The organism is Methylocystis sp. WRRC1 (genome assembly GCF_020733155.1).
GTDB lineage: Bacteria > Pseudomonadota > Alphaproteobacteria > Rhizobiales > Beijerinckiaceae > Methylocystis.
In genome coordinates this window covers 2,855,831-2,872,744 of record NZ_JAJFZJ010000001.1, presented here as the reverse complement: position 1 = coordinate 2,872,744, position 16,914 = coordinate 2,855,831, and the positions used below count along the sequence as shown (strand labels likewise).

The following is a 16,914-nucleotide window of genomic DNA, read 5'->3' as shown; positions in this document are numbered from 1 at the left end:
AAACGAGTGAAGATTGGAGCGACGAAACGGTGATTTGGGCCTCTGATTTTTTCGGTCAAAACCCACACTCTTTTCGGTCAAAACCCACACCCCCTTCGGTCAAAACCCACACCCTGGGCTAGCCCGCTGTCCCTTTTTTCGGTCAAAACCCACACCCGAAATTTCGGTCAACCCCCCCACCTGACGCGAGCAATGACGCCGTTCTTAGCGATCGGCGCGCCAGTCCTCGAAGGTTCGAATTGCCGCGCGGTGGCGCTCGATGACAATCTCCTCGCGCTTGCGGTCGGTCATCATCTTGCGCAGCGACCCGGAAAAGGATGCGGCCCTCCCGGACGCCTCGGCGTCGATCGCCTCCCGCTCTTCGGGGGTGAGGGTCTCGTAAATCCGTCGCGCCTCGGAGCGCGTAAAGCGGTCGTACGCGTCCTGCTCCGCCTCGGACTCGCGCTCCTGCGACGCTTTCGCCGCCTGCGCCTTCGCGGACTTGCGGGCGTCCTTTGTCGCTTGGTAGCCGGCGAGGTACTGGCGGATGCCGCCGAGGGTCTGGACGTCAAAGTTCGTGCGCTTGGCCTCGGCGAGGGCGTAGTCGATGAAGTCGGCAACCTCCGCAAATGGGATGACCTGGAGAATCTCCTTGGCGGTCGAGACGTCCTTCGAGGGGAAGGATGCGATCTGACCGACCGGTTGCCCGGTGCGCTTGGCGACGAACAGTTGCGCGACGCGGAGCGGTTCGCTGATCTCGCGCTGCTCGCCATGGAACTCGAACTGCAGCTCCCCCTGCTTTCGGTTGCGGTAGAAGCGATCGTAATCCCGGAAGAAGGTTTCGCCCGGTCGGAAGGAGACGATGAAGTCGTCCGAGTTCGCCGACTTGGCGACCGTATACGAGGTGAGGACACCTTCGGCGACGAGTTGGTCGAGGTGCGGCCCAAGCTGCTCCCCCACGATTTTCGACTTGTGACGCAGTACTGTCAGCCCGCCGAGCCACTCGCTGCAGATGTCGTCGTAGCGCTTCTTAAAGCTGAGCTTCGACTTGTTGCGGCCGTCGTAGAGGTTCGCGAAGTGGAAGAAGCTGCGCATGTAGAGCGCTTGGCCGATGGTGCCGAGCCTGGTCATGAGCCCGTGGTTGAGGCAGGTGAAATGCTCGTCCTGGAGTGACGCGACAATCGGCTCCGCCAACATGATCGTGCAAGCCTCGATCGGATCGCTGAGAAACTCCCGGCGCTCGATTAGAATTTCCGGGAAGATGTTGAAGGACTGCTCGATGAAGCGGCCGGTCTTGTTGCGGAAGTGCGCCTTGATGAACGTGAAGTGGATTTCGTGCAGGGCGCGGGAGAGCTGCTCGCTGTCCTTCCCGCCCCATACCTTGCGCCCAATCAGTCTACCAAGCTCACGTTGGGTGAATGAGATTTCCTTCTGGATCGGTCGGCCGTAGTCCGAGTGCTTCTTGAGGAGCGCGACGAAAATCTTGTGGGCCAGTGGGCCGGGCTGCCCGAGCTCCGGGTCGGGGCGGATGACGATGCTCTTCTCCTTCACTCCCCGGTTGAGCTCGATGGTCCCCGTGTTCTTGGCGGCGCGCTTCGCGTCATGACAGAAGAGCGCGCCGGCGACGCGTAGCAAGGTGTTCTCCATGAACAGCTTGTCTTGAGCTTGTGCTTTCTCCTTCTCGGGAGCCGCGTTCATATACGGTCAGTATATCCCCCGGCTGCGCCTGCGCTGGTCGCGACACGGCGCGACACTGTGGAGAACCCCTACTGCTGCGGGCGCTGGTCGTATGTCTGCCCGGACTGATGCGGGTCTGGTGATCCCAGCAGCGGCGCGAGCAGTCGCTGCAGTCCTCCGATGAGAACGTTGGTCTCGCGGCTGCGCTCGGAGAGCTCTTTGATCTGCGCATCCTTTGTCGCGACCTGTCCGCGCAAGAAATCCACCTCGCTCTCCAGGCGGGCGACATAGCGCGACTCGGCCGCGCTGGTCGCGACCTGTCGCGCCTCTTCGTGTTGTGTCGGGGCAGGTGTCGCGGCAGGCGGCGTCGTGTCGTGCCCTGAAAATTGCTGAGCGACAGGCGTCGCGACGTGTCGCGGCTCGTCGACAATCGTCGGCGGCTCTTGTCGCATCGTGTCGCGCGGCGGATAGGCTGCGACGTCTTGCCCGAACGGTCGTGACATGTCGCGCCCTGTCGAGTCGGCGATCTCCTGGATGTAGGCGATGTGCTTATCAACCGATGCGGGAGAGATGAGATACTTCTCGCCGAACGGCGTCTCGATCAGCCGGGCGTCGAGGTGACCCTTGGCGCAGTAGCGCTGCACGCTGCGCGGCGTGCGGGGCAGACCAGCGCGAGCGTAGCGTTCGACGGTCTCGTCGATGGTCAGGGTAAAGTCGTTGTCGGGGCCGGTCGCGGCATGTCGAGACATGTCATCCATGGCCGAATCATAACCCGACCTCGTTCCACGCCGCGCCGGGTTGTCCACAGCTCTTGCGAGTGGAAAGCCGTGCGGTCACATCTGCCAAGCCTTTGTAAGGAGCGGCGGAGGGGTTAGAATACCCTCAACGAAACAGCTCTTTTTGATTCACGCTGATTCCTCGTCAAGAAGCGACCGGGGTGAAATGCGCTGCAGCCTAGCGTGGAGCATGAGTGAGTTTGCATGATTTACTCGATCATGAGCGGATCAATAAGAAATAGAACATGGCAAAGATCGAAGACCTTATAGCTCACATTCAGGACGAACGCCTCCGCAAAGCGATCACGGCTGAAGTGCGTGCACTAAAGAAGACCAAGAAGTTCGGTCTTGTATTCGAGGAGCATCTCCCGGAGACCGTGCACCTGCCGAACCTGCCGGTTAAAGAGGGCGAACTTGTCGCGAAAAAGGGGCAGTCGGGAAACGACCTCTGGCGGGTAAAGTCGATTCGTCGGAACACCGCGATTTTAGAGAAAGCAACGGAGGACGAATCTCCGCGCTCGGAGAGCACTGTCGACGTTTCCTTGGATGACATCGTCGTCGTGCGCAGCTTTGGCGATCCAATTTACCCGGCTCTGGTGCCGGTCGGTGGGGTTGCGCGCGGTGGTCCGGACAAGCCCTCGCATATGCTTATCAATGCAGACAACTTCCACGCCCTTCAGCTTCTGCTTTATGCCTACGATGGCAAAGTGGACGTGATCTATATCGACCCGCCCTATAACTCAGGTGCCCGTGACTGGAAATACAACAACGACGACGTGGACAAGACCGATTCGTTTCGACACTCGAAATGGTTGTCGATGATGAAGAAACGGTTGCTTTTGGCGAAACGGTTACTTCGGAAGGACGGCGTTCTCATAATCACGATTGATGAAAACGAAATCAATCACCTTGGAGTTCTGCTAGAGGGTGTTATGTACTTTGGTCGTTGATTGCCTTAGTAGAATCGGATGTCTCCGATTCGGAAGCCTTATCCGTCTGACGTCAACGACGAAGAGTGGTCGCTGGTTGCGCCGTATCTGACGCTCATGGACGAAAGCGCGCCGCAGCGTCAACATTCGCTGCGCGAGCTGTTCAACGGGCTACGTTACGTGCTGCGCTACGGCATCGCATGGCGCGCCATGCCTAATGATCTGCCGCCGTGGTCGGCCGTGTATCAGCAATCGCAGCGCTGGCTGGCGGCGGGCGTATTCGAGGCGCTGGCGCAGGATTTGCGCGCCGTCTTGCGCGTCGCCTCCGGACGGGCTGCCGAGCCGACGGCGGCGATCATCGACAGCCGCACCTTGCGGTCGACCCCGGAGAGCGGCCCGCGAGCCGGCTATGACGGCGCAAAGCGCAAGCGTGGCTCGAAGCTGCATATGGCGGTCGACACATTGGGCCATCTACTGGCGCTGCATGTCACGCCGGCCAACGTCGACGACCGCGCCGAGGTCGGCAAGCTCGCCGCCGCCGTGCAGGAAGCGACCGGCGACAGCGTCGAACTCATCTATGTCGATCAGGGCTACACCGGCGAGAACGCGGCCGAAGCAGCAAAAGCGCAGGGCGCCGAACTTTGCGTCGTCAAACTCGCCGAGGCGAAGAAGGGCTTCGTGCTGCTGCCCAAGCGCTGGGTGGTCGAGCGTTCATTCGCTTGGGCGACGCGATGCAGGCGGCTCGTCAAAGATTACGAGCGCTATGCTCAGACCCTCGCAGGACTACACGTCGTCGCTTTCGCATGTCTCATGCTCAAGCGCGCCGCGGAGTTCATCATACAGAGTGCATAACACCCTCTAGAGGAAATGTTCCCGAATAGTCTTCGGCACACGGTGACAATGGTAGTCAATCCAAAGGGTGCGGGCAAAAAGAATTTTGCCAGAACCGAGGAATATGCGCTTTTTTGTGTGCCAGACACCGGCCAGTCAGTAGTCAATGCGAATCTACTTAATGATTTAGCTCGTGTGGGGTTGAGCCAAGAGCTTATTGAAGAAGAAGAAGACGAAGAGGGGTCCGACGAGGAGACAGAAGCTGAAGCCCCGCTCGAACTACCTCATAATCTCAAGCCCGAGGACCTGCCATTCCCAATTGCGGAAATTGACCAATGGGAACTTCGGCATGCGCGTCGTCGTGGCAATGAGTCAAGCTACCGGCACCAGCGGAAAAATCAGTTTTACCCGATTTATATCGATGTCGCCAACCGCACTGTCGAAGAGATCGGCGATTCGATTCCGTTGAACGAGGAACCCAATTTCAAAAAGAAGAACGGCCTTACGCCAGTCTGGCCGATCGATAAAGAGGGCAACCATCGGTGCTGGCGGTTCATCCCCTCATCGATGCGTACTCTTCTTGAAGAGCGCAGGCTAGTTGTTGGCCGACAAGACTCAGTGACTGGCAATTGGACATTAAACATATGGGAACCGAAAACAAAACATAAGAAAGTGAAGACCGTATGGTGGCATTCGCGTCACGACGCGGGAACGCACGGCACCTCGATGTTGCATCAAATACTTGGAAGGCGGGATGCGTTCCCATTTCCGAAATCATTGTATGCCGTTCGCGATACACTCCTGACTGTAGTTGGTAACCGGCCGAATGCTTTGGTGCTGGACTTCTTCGCGGGTTCGGGAACCACTCTGCATGCCACAGCGCTCATCAATGCCCAGATAGGGGGAGCACGGCGATGCATTCTTGTTTCCAATAATGAGCCCGGCGAGAAAACCGCCAACAAGTTGCAGCGGCAAGGACACTTTGCCGGTGATCCAGAATTTGAATCTGTGGGAATATGCGAGAGCGTCACTTGGCCAAGGGTTAAGTTCGCGCTCAACGGCAAACGAGATGATAGCGTTGCGCTTAGGGGAACTTACCTCGACTTGGATGGACATCCCAAGGCTTTGCGCTGGTCCGATGGCTTCCAAGAAAATCTTGAATACTTCCGCCTCCACTTCCTCGACCCCGACGAAGTGGCGCGAGGGGACGCTTTCCGGGCCATTCTGCCAATTCTCTGGATGGTGGCGGGCTGCCGTGGGGAGCGGGAGGACTCTAAAGGCTCGATGCCCTGGTTCATCCCAAGGAAGTCTCCTTTCGCAGTGCTGATTCAGGAGAAGCAGTTTCGCGGATTTAAGGAGAAGCTCGCCGAGAGAAAGGATATTGAATGGGTTTTCCTTGTCACAGATAGCGAAGAGAACTTCGGCCAGATGCGGCGGACGCTGGGGCGCAAGTATGAATGCGTGCAACTGTACAAGAGTTATCTAGAGAACTTCCGCATCAACACCCATGATGCGCTAAACGGCTAACCGATAAATCGCATGAAGTTTGAACTTAAAGACTTTCAGACCACTTCGGCCCGAGGCATCATTACGAAGCTCGGCCAAGCGCGCCAGGGCGTGAGCAGCGGAGAGTTAGAGGCAATCGTCCTCAGCGCTCCGACCGGCTCCGGCAAAACAATCACCGTTGCAGCGGTGATTGATTGGATGTTCGGCGGTGCGGATGGCCTTCCGGCGCGGCCCAACACCACCTTCCTGTGGTTGTCTGATTCTCCGGAATTGAACCAACAGAGCAAGGGAAAGTTGCTCGCCGCTTGTGACTACGTGCCATTTCATCGATTAGTGACGGTGGACAGCGAGAGTTTCGACGAAGAACGACTGGCACCGGGGTATGTCTATTTCATCAACACGCAGCTGCTCGGTAAGGACAAATTGCTGACTAAGGGCGGGGACAAGAAGACCTTCACCTTCTGGCAGACTGTGGCGAACACCATCGCGGCGGCACCAGAAGATTTCGTTCTAATTATCGACGAGGCCCATCGAGGCTCGGGCGTCACTGATCGGGCGCGAAAGCCGATTATGCAGAAATTTATTACGGGCTCAGACGCTGATGGATTGCCGCCAGTGCCGCTAGTGTTGGGCATGAGCGCTACGCCTCAGCGATTTACTGAATTGCTCGGCAACACAACGCGGACGCAGCGCCCTGTGAACATCACTGCGGAAATGGTGCGGCAAAGCGGCCTCCTCAAGGACTTAATTATCGTCACCACCAACAAATCAACAACCGTGGAAAGCGACCTGACGCACCTTCAAAATGCGGCTGCGCGCTGGAAGCACTTCCGTGATCGGTGGGAGGCTTACTGTTCCAAGGAAAAGGAAAAGGCGATTGTGAAGCCGGTCTTGGTGGTGCAGGTACAAGATGGCACAGAAAGCACACTAACTGCAACGCCGCTCCATGATGTAGTCAAGGTGATTCAGCGTGTGACAGGTCCGCTGGCTGTAAATGAAATTGTCCACTGCTTTCAAGAGAAAGAGGAGATTTCATACGGAGGCTGCATTATTCGACGAATGGATGCATCGCGCATCCAGGACTCGCCCGACGTGAAAGTCGTGCTGTTCAAGACCGCCCTGACAACGGGTTGGGATTGCCCGCGAGCGGAGGTGATGATGAGCTTTCGCCGTTCCGTGGACGCGACAACCATCGCCCAACTCGTAGGTCGGATGATCCGGACACCCCTTGCGCGACGTATTGAAAGCGATGAGGCGTTGAATACCGTTGAACTGTTCCTGCCGCACTACGACACAGAGAATCTCACAGGCGTGTTAAATGCGCTTCGCAGCCCAGAAGCGCACGAGGGCGTCCCCAGCGATGTCACTACCCAAGCAGTCGAATACCCACGCAATCCTGCCTTTGCGGATGTCTTCGGACACCTTGCGAAGTTGACTACCTACAGCGTAAATCGCGCGCCCAAGATGACCGATGTAAAGCGTTCGCTGCGTCTCGCAGGGATGCTGGTGCATCAAGGCATCGACCAAGATGCAGACGAGCGCTTGCGCAACGCGCTCACGGCAAAGCTCAAAGAACTGCGGGATAATTACGAGAAGAATGACCCACAGTGGGAGAAGATGGTCAGAGAAGGGGGAGAGATTGATGTTGACGTGACGGCAGTAGCGACTGGAGATATGACGGTTTCCAAGCGTCACACGACGCGCTTTGCTCTGTCAGAAGAAAATATTGAACAGCTCTTCGATGAAGCGGGTCGGAAACTAGCTGCCGGAGAGGGATTACATCGTTCTTATTGGAAGCGCTATCACGCTCACGATGAGCCGACGGTAGCGAAACTCGAACTTGCCGCGGTGTTGCGGCAGGGCGATGCGCTCCCCGTGCTAGAGAAGCTCGCAAGAACGGAATTTGAAAAACTTTGGGCTACGAACAAGGGCGCGATCAAGCAGCTTCCGGCATCAGAGTCTGCTCGGTTCACACAGCTCGTTCAGTCCAGCGGTCAGCCTGTTGCACAGCAATGGGAGTTGCCGAATTGCATCGTGGAGAAGTCCGGAGATTTTAACTGGAAGGATCATCTTTTTGCTAACGAGAAGGGAGAATTCTCAGCGACGTTGAATGCCTGGGAGAGCGAGTTTCTCGCTTACGTAATGGGGCAAAAGGACTTCCTGTGTTGGCTACGGAATTTAGATCGCAGGGAATGGGCATTTTGCGTCCCGTATGAGTTGGGCGGCGATAAGCCATTCTTCCCGGACTTCGTGATAGTGCGGAAAAATGGGTCCAGCTACGAAGTCGACGTTTTGGAGCCGCATGATGATAGCCGCACAGATACATGGGCGAAAGTGAAGGGCCTCGCGAAGTTTGCTGAACAGCATCATATGGATTTTGGCAGGCTGATGGTCGGCAGAAAGAAGGACGGCAAATTGCAGGTCGTCGATGTTTCAGACGATAATGTCAGACAGAAGGCCTTAAAGATGGGCGCGCCCGCGGATTTAGAGGCACTTTTCGATCAAGTTTGACGGGTGTAGGGACAACTAGGAGAAGACGTGGATTTAACGGGCGGGGCTGGTCAAAAAGTTCTCAGTTTCTTTAGAGCAGCACCAAGATGGTTACTGCTCGCGCTCTTTCTTTCGGCCCTGATATTGTGGCTGATCCCGAAGGATGCACTCCCCGTTGAGCTCGTGCCCTGGCTACCAACCGTGACCGTGGTGCTTGGGGTCGCCGTTGTCTGTCGGTTTGCAGCGGACCTTACAGTCTACGCCGCTAAGCAACGCGCCCATGCGCTCGCTTACGATCGCCAAATGCTTATCCGCGTCTATCGGCCTCTTCGAATGTTATTTTTGACTCGCCACGTGATTATCAGCACCGGCGTAGCAGCGCCGAGATTTCGTGATAGGTGGGAAAACGCTCGCTATGAGATCGCCAGCCATCGACACTGGCGCGCCGCTGTAAAAAGGGCTTGGCGCGCGCTTTTCGATCGTAAGAGCTCAACTAGTGCAGAGATGGATTTTGGAGGTGAGTTCCCGTTAGGGGAGATATGCGAGCTTGCGAAATCTTGCTCGGCCTACGCTGACACAGAGCTGCTCGAACTAATTAGACGAGCTGACCGAGCGAGCTGTGAATGCGCTGCTGACACCAATTTACTGACAGATGAGGAGTTGGCTCTGTTTGAGCACATCATCGAAGAGCACGAACGACTCTCTCGCCGCACGGGGGGCCAGCTAGTCGATTCGTAAGCTCCATCTTGTCTATTACTAGATTTCTCGGGAACTTTAACAGAACAAACTGCACGGATTTACGTGCAGCTTCCTGCTTCGTTCTGCCTGCACTTGTCGAATCGGGTTTTCTGGCGATCCGGCAAGTGTCTGATTTCTCAGGAAAGGAGTGGTGCTGCAAGAGAGGATTGAACTCTCGACCTCTCCCTTACCAAGACTAAGAACCAACGAAACAGTGACGCATGTCGGCGGCTGCCAGGCGCGTGTCTGCGTAGGTCGCGACGAAGGCACGTTGGTCGGTCGGAAATTCGCCGTGGCGTTGGAGGTACAGCATCTGCCCGACGATTTCCGCGTCGATGAGTCTGCACAAGCGGCGGGTGCGCGGTGTGTTTCCATAGATCGCGATGAGCTGCCGGCGCTGCATACCCGCGACCGCAATCTCCCCTGCAGGGGAGAAGTCATGCCTGCCACGCCAGTGGCACCAGTCGTGCCACGCACGGACGGCGAAGTTGATCTTTGGGTCGGAATAGATCGTGCGCTCGGAGCCTCCCGACCAGACGACGAAGACGCCCTGCCCCTCAACTTGGCTGATCATTTCTTCGTACGTCTGTGGTGCGTCGTCCGCGACAATGAAGTCGCCTACAGTAAGCCACGACATCCGTACGACAGCCGCATCGAATTCAATGTCGGGCAACCAGTATTTTGATTCCATGATGCCCTCCTCTGGAGGAAGGCATCTGATTCATCACACGTTTCTTGTGCGCACAACGTTCTGAACTATAAAGAGTATTGCCTGGCGCAACTCGACGCATCGCAGTGAGCAAAGAAAAATTTTTCACGACGCCGGCGACCTGTCGCGACAGGCGACACCCGGTCGGGGCCTGTCGTGGCCGGTCGCGTTCGGACGCGCTGTGTCCGGAGCAACGACATCGGTGCCTACCTATGCGCGTGATAGCAGAGCAGTGAGTCGAGCCTCCCATGCGTCAATCGCTTGTCGCATCTCGTCCAAGTAGTTGTGGCGCTGATAAACACCGACGATACCACCGAAGCTCCCGGAGACATGGTTCAGAAGTTTCTCGGTCACCTCGATCCGCACGCCAAGCGCTGCCATGTTCGTTGCGAACGTACGGCGCAGGTCGTGCAGCGTCCAATCAGAGACACCGCAGGTTCGATCAAGCGATTCCTTGCACTTGCCCCAGCCGTTGAAGAAAACGGTTGGCTTTCCGCGCACGTGTTCGCGGCTTGCCGGGAAAACGAAGTCACCGATGCGGGGCGTGTTCTCCAAGATGGAGGCCGCCAGTGCTCCGTAGGGGAATGTGTGAGGACGCTTGTTCTTCGTGAGGCTTGAGGGGAGAGTTATCGTGCGTTCGCCGTCGTTGAGATACTCCCACCTCAACGCTGCTACCTCGCCGCGCCGCTGCCCGGTTAAGGTGAGAATTGCAACGATCCGCGAGAAGGCGTCCTGGCCTTCTAAGGCAGCTGCAAAGACCTTCTTCAGCTCATCGTCGGAAAGCACGCGCTCGCGAACGCGCTGCTTGGCGGCGGACATGGCTTCGCATGGGCTGCGAGATATCAGATGTCGTTTGACGCACCAGGACATGAAGACTTTCAACGCGACGAGGGCGTGGCTTTGCTCGGCTGGGGTCGCGCGCAAGCGATCAAGGCGACGCAAGATTTCTCGCGGCGTAACATCACCAAGCTGCGTGCGGCCGAATGGGAAGTGCGATGTGAGGAGCCGTTTGTAGTCGCGCGTGGTGAGAGGGCGCTTCGTCTGGGCAGAGTGGTCGAGGAATTGCGCAAGCGCGTCCTCAAAAGGAACGCTCCGTTCGAACGTGTGCCCGAGGGTCTTCTCAGCGAGGATGCGTTTCGCCTCCGCCCGGGCTTCCGCGAGCGAGATGATCGGATACCGCCCAATTGTGACACGGCGACGTTCAAGGCCGTGAACGAGAATGAACGATTTCGTGCCACCGGCCGACACGCGAACGCCGAACCCCCGCAAGGCGTCGTCCATGTAGGCGACCTGGCCCTTCTCCGGCGGCTTCAGGTTGCGGATAGTGATTTCCGTCAGCGCAGGCAATCTTAGGCTCGCTATAGGCTCTTAAAAGCTGTGCGTAGCGGGGAAACGCCACGCGCACCTATGTCGCATGAACAGTCTTAAAAATCAATCTAGTGGGCGCTCTCACGGAGAACCATGAGCGGCCATCTTCCGGCCAGAAAACGGAATCATAATCCTTGTGTCGGGGGTTCGAATCCCTCCTCCGCTACCATCTTACCCCACGGACCCGGTTAGGGTACGCGTTTTCCCCGAGCAGCGCCATTAAGCGGCCAGAAACCTTTACCTGGACGCCCCCTGCTCGGGAGGCATCCGGGAACACTGTGACTGTCTCGACCAAGTCCCGGATCGCCTCAGAACACTTAGTGTCACCGTCTCTGATCCCACCCGCCAAAGCAGCCTGGAGACGCGTCAGCTGCTCCTCCTACCGTGCGAGCATGGCCGGATGCAGGGAGACTGCCTCCTCGGGGTGACCCGCCTTCCCGAGTTCGACAGCGACCATTTTGCGTTCGCCATCCAAAAGCGTTGACTTGGGACCCAGAACGGCCGGGTCGCCCTGACCCCTCGCGATGGCGTCGACAAGACGGTCAATCTCACGGTTAAGCTCTCCCAGCCGTCGCTCGAGCCGCAACCGATGGCGACTCGCTTCGGCAGTGAGCTGTTTACGCACCGCGTGATAAGTCGGAACGTATTCGGCGATAACCTCGGGGTGGCGGAGTTCTGTCGTCAGTCCATTGAGGACAGCCGCCTCAACGGTGTCGAGATAGAAGGTCCTCGGATCTGGACATATACCACTCACGGTCGCCGCCGAGCATCGGATCCGAATACGTCCAGATCAATCCTTGCCATTGCTCGCCAGCCCCGCGCCGCATGCCCCGCATTTCAGCAATCCGGATAACATGTGACGGGGGCGGCGCTACTGACTTGGATGCGTGACGCTGCGCGCCTTCTTTCGCTTCTGGGCGGCTTCAAAAAGGTCTCGGCTTACAATTGCTGAGTCGGGAATATCTGTCGCCTGCCAATCCTTCTCGGCGTTCGGGCGAGAGATTCGCTTCCCCGTGTCCGGATTCTTCACCATGCGGACCTTGTTCCAAACCAGCCGCCCCACGTATAGCTCGTTGTTCAGGATCCCGTTTCCTCGCCGCATATTCCCGTTGATCGTAGAAGCTTTCCACGCCCTACCACGAGGCGGGGTGATCCGCTCCGCGTTGAGGTCGTGAGCTATGTCACGTGGCGTGCGTCCATCGACATAATCGCGAAAAATTCGACGCAAGATTCCCGCTTCCGCCTCGACGATCATGCGTCTCCCGGGATCGCAGGGCGCGGGCACGTAACCATAGGTGAGACCGCCGGCACTGAGGCCCTTGCCGACGCGTCCCGCCTGTCCCCTTCGCACCTTGTGCGCGGTGTCTTCGCGGTAGAGCTGCCCGACCAAACCACGCAAGCCAATCAAAACGGTGTTCACAACGCCTTCATGAACCGCGCGGATTTCAATGCCCAAGAACGATAGGCGTTTGTGAATGCCAGCGAGATCCTCCATATCGCGGGGGAGACGGTCGAGGGCTTCAACAACGATCACTTCGAACGCCCGTTCGCGCGCTTTATCCATGAGGACAAGCAAACCGTCGCGCCCGAGAATTGAGCCGCCCGAGCGCGCGCGATCATGGAAGACCGCGACGACATGAAGCATCTTGCGCTCAGCGTACTTTTTGCAAAGACTGACTTGATCTTCGATCGAGCGTTCATCCTGAAGATCGGTCGAAAAGCGGGCGTAGATCGCAGCACGTTTCATTTGCTGGGGCCTTGCCAGCGCGCTCTTGCGCATGATCTTCTCGCGCGGCCTGACGAGCGAGAGCGCGCGCAAGACGAAGAATCGCGCTATCCGCTGCGACATGCAAGGTCCGCTTTTCTAGTTGATTCGCGCCGTTCTGCTGAAGCTGTGATAGAGGAAGATTTGGAGGCGAGTCCATGTCCCCCGCGGAACATAAATGCTGGTTCGCGCCGCACTTGGAGACGGCAACAGCGCGCAGAACTCTCTTGGGACGCACGATCCTTCGGGCGTTGTCCGTATCCGATCATGGATGCGCAATCCAACTCTCGAAAGTCGATCACGGTGCGAGTCGAAGGAATGAGCTGCTGCCGGTTTCGTGGACGCCGAGAAACGGTGTTTCATGAGGCCGGAGGTTTGTTATGGCGAGACGGATATTCAGTCGGGAGTTCAAGGTCGAGGCGGTTCGGTTGGTGAAGGAGCGCGGCGTCACCGTCGCGCAGGCCTGCCGCGATCTGGATGTGCATGAGAACGTGTTGCGGCGCTGGGTTCGGGAGCTGACGACGGATCCCGTGCAGGCCTTCCCCGGACACGGCCAGCAGAAGCCGGAGCAACTGGAGATCGAAAGGCTGCGCCGTGAGGTCGCCAAACTGCGGGCGGAGCGCGACATTCTAAAAAAGGCCGCAACCTTCTTTGCGAGGGAAGCGAAATGAGGTTCGCTTTCGTCGCAAAGCACCGGAGCGTCTGGCCGGTGGCGTGGCTCTGCGAAGCGCTGGACGTGTCCCGATCGGGCTTTCACGCCTGGCTGCGTCGCGGGCCGAGCGCCCGATCGGTCGCGGACGAGATGCGTCGTGAGCGGCGCCGATTTTAGACCGTGCCATACGACGCGCGCCTTGATCACAACGCCGCGCGATTGGGAGGTCAGGCCGCGCAGCGCCGAGAGCCTCGCCGCCCGGCCACGGCCGAAATCGCCGCGCACCCTTCCGCGCCCGCCCAACAGACGGAGGCCGCCCGCCTTCTGCGTCGCGGGCAGCACATGCGACACGAAGTTCCCCGCTCTTCCCGGCTTCGTCGAGCGGATGCGGCCGGGCCGAACGCGAATGTCGTCGTCACTCGACATGGCGAAGCGCAGACGAGGGGAAATTGGCGCGTCGTTACAGGGACTTGCTACGAGCGAAAGGCTGTGCGCCGAAAACGCAGCCTGTATGAATGCATTGAAGCGCAACGACAAACCGACCGCCGGACAAAGCCGCAGGCTGTCCCTTTTATCTTGCGATAAGTCGGTCGCTGCCGCTCCCTGTGCAGCGCTCGCGCACAAAGGCGTGAGGACATGCGCAATTCTACGAAAATGGGGAAGCGGTGTCATTGGGACGCTCCAGACAACTGACGAATAGCGAAAAGGTCGGAGGCGCGCGAAGGAGCCGCAGGCGACGCAGCGTTTAGGCGGCCTGTTGCGCGCAAATCTGTTGCAAATTGTCTGACATCTGGCCGCGCCGGAACGAGAGAATGTCGTGTCCATCCGTCGGCTCTGACAGCGGTATCCGCGCTGTGTCTCGACTGTTTATCGTCCAACCCTCCCGACGCGGTGACCGCCACGAAGATTGGAGAGGCGCGGTTGCAGGAGGAAACCAAAAAAGGTGCCGGGGAGCGTCCGCCGAGTGAAAGTGCGGGCTCAATCCTTCGGACATAATCCGTCGTTTCGGCCGGCAAAGAGCGACCGCGAAGATAGTGCTCATAGCGCCCTGGACCGGCGTTATACGCCGCCAGAAAGCCGTGCTCGCCATATTGGTCGAGCAACTCGCGAAGGTAGGCGGCTCCGGCCAGAATATTGTCGTGAGCGTCGAACGGGTCGCGAGGCCGTAGCGCGTGCGCAACTCGGCGTAGGTCGCCGGCATGATCTGCATGAGTCCGATCGCGCCTTTGCTGGAGACGGATTTGGCCTCGCCGCCGCTCTCGGCGTGCATGACGGCGCGCAGCCAATGGACTGGGAGATGGAAGCGATTGGACGCCTCCGCCAGTGCGCTTTTGATAGCGAGAGGGCACGATTTTTCATTCGCTATAGCCTCGCCGCCTGTGGACAACGCAAAAGCAGGAAGCGCCGACAAGACGCAGAGCAGGGCGAGCGCACTCGCTTGAAATCTTGCCGAACGCCGACCGATAGAAGCGCCGTTGCACGTTGCGTTGCCGCAGAGGGATGGATCGACCATCACTCCGCCTCGGTCCAGATCGGTCGCGCTCGGCCGATGACAGCGGCAACCGGAAGCGCCCCGAAATACCGCCCGTCGAGCGAGGCGGGATTATCCCAATTGAGCAGGAAGACATCGCCTCGACTGAGCGTGTAACATCGGCGCCAGCGCGGCAGGTCGCGGCCTGCGTGATCGCGCGCACTCGCCTCCGCTACGACGCCCTCGTCGACGGAGATTGGGAGGTCAGTTCGGCAGAGTCTTAATTCGGGAAGCGCGGCCAAGCGCTTAATGAGCAGCGCGCCCTTGGGCAGATAGCCGCGCGTCGCAAGCCAATTGGCCAGCGGCTCCGGCGGCCGGGCGACGACGAGATCGGAGATAGCGAGCGCCCCGAGCGGGCGGAAGTCGCGACGCGCCGCCTTCGGTCGAGCGTTTGCTCGGTAATTGCTTTACCGAAGCGCAGCCAGCGTGCGATGTAAGCGCTGTTACGGCCCCACCTTCAAACGCGAGATGAAAGCGGCGAGTCTGGTCTCCTGATTTGGAGATAAGGCTCGTGTCCAGACTTGATCCTTTGCTTGATCCGAACGGCTCCGGGTTGCGGCGCATCGAGGTAATCACTGGAGCTGGCGGGCGGCGCCGGTGGTCTGAGGAAGAGAAGACGCTGGCGGTCCAAGAGTCGCAGGCTCCCGACGCGGTTGTCTCGCAGGTCGCACGTCGACATGGCGCGACGCCACAGCAACTCTTCACCTGGCGAAGGGAGGTGCGCCGCAGGGCTGAGGCGGTGGGCGCGCCGGCATTTGTTCCGGCGATTGCCGAGAACAGCGGCGCCGCCGTGCGCGCGCCGACGCCTGCGCCGAAAGCGGCGGCCGCCGCGCCCGTCGTGGAGATCGAGATCGGCGAGACGCATGTGTGGATCTGGCGTGACGCGGACATCGGCATGGCGACGGCGATCCTGCGCGCGCTGCGAACCTAGCCGGGGGCGAAGTGATCGGCCCGACGGGCGCGGTGCGCGTGATGGTGGCGACAAAGCCGGTCGACTTCCGCAAGGGCGCGGAGGGTCTCGCGGCGCTGGTGCGCGAGACGATTCATTGCGATCCCTTCGACAGCGGGATCTACGTCTTTCGCGCCAGGCGCGCCGACCGCATCAAGCTGGTCTTCTGGGACGGCGCGGGCGTGCGCCTCTTCGCCAAGCGGCTGGAGGACGGCGAGTTCCGCTGGCCCAAGATCGAAGACGGAGTCATGCGTCTGTCGGCGGCGCAATTTTCGGTGCTGCTGGAGGGACTCGACTGGCGACGCGTCCACTGCGCGAAAGAGGCGCCGGCGCCGGCCTTGCCGGGATGATGCGACACAGTGAATCAGGGCGCCGAAGCGTGTCGAAAGGCGGCGGAGAATATGATCTTCTGCGGTTATGGCGCAGCCGATCGAGACGCTTCCCGACGATCCGAACGAACTGAAGGCGATGCTCCTCGCCGAGCGGGCGCGCGACGAGCGCCTCGTTCGGAGAAACGCCGCAGTTCGGCGGGGTCTTCGGGCAAATCGGCAGCGGCGCGCGACATGGTTTCATCTATCACGAAACACGTGACGGCGCAGCTCAATAATGAATGGATTCTACAGGAAGGCCGGGCGCTCCGGCGCTTCTGGCGCAACCGTCCGCCGCCAGTCGATCCCTTCGATCAGCAAGGCCAGCTGCGCCGGCGTCAACTGCAGCGCGCCCTCGACGATCGGCGGCCAGACGAACTTTCCCTTCTCCAGCCGCTTGGCGAAGAGACACAGGCCTGACCCGTTCCAGGTCAAAATCTTCACGTAGTCGCCGCGCTTGCTGCGGAACACGAAGGCCGCGCCAGAAAAAGGATCGTTACGCAGCACCTGCGCCACGTCGGCGGCGAGCCCATCGAAGCCGCGACGCATGTCGACGGGCTTCAACGCCAGATAGACCTTCATCCCCGGTGCGAACTGAAGCATCAAAGATCACCCAGCGCAGACAACACGCGGCGCAGAGCGTCCG

Annotated in this window: 15 protein-coding genes and 2 pseudogenes; 8 read left to right on the top strand and 9 right to left on the bottom strand. The window is 59.1% G+C overall.

The features are described 5' to 3' along the window. Positions 1-204 precede the first annotated feature (204 nt). Complete coding sequence (locus LG047_RS14020; protein WP_227967412.1) at positions 205-1,677, bottom strand: replication initiator protein A; 1,473 nt, start codon at positions 1,675-1,677, stop codon at positions 205-207. Positions 1,678-1,745: 68 nt separating this feature from the next. Continuing rightward, positions 1,746-2,462: a hypothetical protein gene (locus LG047_RS14015; protein ID WP_227967411.1), complete on the bottom strand. Its 717-nt coding sequence runs from the start codon at positions 2,460-2,462 to the stop codon at positions 1,746-1,748. A gap of 215 nt (positions 2,463-2,677) precedes the next feature. On the opposite strand from LG047_RS14015, the gene LG047_RS14010 reads away from it, so the two are divergent. The 5 genes from LG047_RS14010 to LG047_RS13990 are packed head-to-tail and all read left to right on the top strand — an operon-like array spanning position 2,678 to position 8,926. After that, positions 2,678-3,382 carry a DNA methyltransferase gene (locus LG047_RS14010; protein WP_227967410.1) on the top strand — a complete coding sequence of 235 codons (705 nt, stop codon included), beginning with the start codon at positions 2,678-2,680 and terminating at the stop codon, positions 3,380-3,382. A gap of 18 nt (positions 3,383-3,400) precedes the next feature. Further along, positions 3,401-4,213, top strand: coding sequence for an IS5 family transposase (locus LG047_RS14005; RefSeq protein ID WP_227965742.1), 813 nt, complete (start codon positions 3,401-3,403; stop codon positions 4,211-4,213). 48 nt (positions 4,214-4,261) lie between these two features. Further along, positions 4,262-5,719 carry a DNA methyltransferase gene (locus LG047_RS14000; RefSeq protein WP_227967409.1) on the top strand — a complete coding sequence of 486 codons (1,458 nt, stop codon included), beginning with the start codon at positions 4,262-4,264 and terminating at the stop codon, positions 5,717-5,719. Between the two features lie 12 nt (positions 5,720-5,731). Continuing rightward, a complete protein-coding gene (locus tag LG047_RS13995) occupies positions 5,732-8,209 on the top strand; it encodes a DEAD/DEAH box helicase (protein WP_227967408.1) in 2,478 nt (825 codons plus the stop codon). Positions 8,210-8,236: 27 nt separating this feature from the next. After that, a complete protein-coding gene (locus LG047_RS13990; protein ID WP_227967407.1) occupies positions 8,237-8,926 on the top strand; it encodes a hypothetical protein in 690 nt (229 codons plus the stop codon). A 196-nt stretch (positions 8,927-9,122) separates the two neighbouring features. On the opposite strand, the gene LG047_RS13985 is transcribed toward LG047_RS13990, so the two are convergent. The 4 genes from LG047_RS13985 to LG047_RS19795 form a co-directional block, all read right to left on the bottom strand. Then, positions 9,123-9,617, bottom strand: a complete 495-nt coding sequence (locus tag LG047_RS13985; RefSeq protein ID WP_227967406.1) for a hypothetical protein — start codon at positions 9,615-9,617, stop codon at positions 9,123-9,125. Positions 9,618-9,845: 228 nt separating this feature from the next. Then, a complete protein-coding gene (locus LG047_RS13980; RefSeq protein ID WP_227967405.1) occupies positions 9,846-10,982 on the bottom strand; it encodes a site-specific integrase in 1,137 nt (378 codons plus the stop codon). A gap of 400 nt (positions 10,983-11,382) precedes the next feature. Next, positions 11,383-11,757: a hypothetical protein gene (locus LG047_RS19800; RefSeq protein ID WP_370635054.1), complete on the bottom strand. Its 375-nt coding sequence runs from the start codon at positions 11,755-11,757 to the stop codon at positions 11,383-11,385. A 117-nt stretch (positions 11,758-11,874) separates the two neighbouring features. Further along, a complete protein-coding gene (locus tag LG047_RS19795; RefSeq protein ID WP_370635053.1) occupies positions 11,875-12,852 on the bottom strand; it encodes a recombinase family protein in 978 nt (325 codons plus the stop codon). A 296-nt stretch (positions 12,853-13,148) separates the two neighbouring features. On the opposite strand from LG047_RS19795, the pseudogene LG047_RS13970 reads away from it, so the two are divergent. After that, positions 13,149-13,573: pseudogene (locus tag LG047_RS13970) on the top strand (transposase); the annotation flags it as partial. A 515-nt stretch (positions 13,574-14,088) separates the two neighbouring features. On the opposite strand, the pseudogene LG047_RS19790 reads toward LG047_RS13970, so the two are convergent. Next, positions 14,089-14,690, bottom strand: a pseudogene (locus LG047_RS19790) (lytic transglycosylase domain-containing protein). A gap of 242 nt (positions 14,691-14,932) precedes the next feature. After that, positions 14,933-15,289: a S26 family signal peptidase gene (locus tag LG047_RS13960; protein WP_227968500.1), complete on the bottom strand. Its 357-nt coding sequence runs from the start codon at positions 15,287-15,289 to the stop codon at positions 14,933-14,935. Between the two features lie 173 nt (positions 15,290-15,462). Here LG047_RS13960 and LG047_RS13955 point away from each other — a divergent pair, with 173 nt between their 5' ends. Together LG047_RS13955 and tnpB (LG047_RS13950) are read left to right on the top strand one after the other, a co-directional pair. Then, on the top strand, positions 15,463-15,882 hold the full coding sequence (locus tag LG047_RS13955) for a transposase (RefSeq protein ID WP_227967404.1): 420 nt from the start codon (positions 15,463-15,465) through the stop codon (positions 15,880-15,882). Positions 15,883-15,893: 11 nt separating this feature from the next. After that, complete coding sequence (gene tnpB / locus LG047_RS13950) at positions 15,894-16,250, top strand: IS66 family insertion sequence element accessory protein TnpB (protein WP_227967403.1); 357 nt, start codon at positions 15,894-15,896, stop codon at positions 16,248-16,250. Between the two features lie 267 nt (positions 16,251-16,517). Here tnpB (LG047_RS13950) and tnpB (LG047_RS13945) read toward each other — a convergent pair whose 3' ends face one another. Further along, on the bottom strand, positions 16,518-16,871 hold the full coding sequence (gene tnpB / locus LG047_RS13945; protein WP_227967402.1) for an IS66 family insertion sequence element accessory protein TnpB: 354 nt from the start codon (positions 16,869-16,871) through the stop codon (positions 16,518-16,520). Positions 16,872-16,914: the final 43 nt, after the last annotated feature.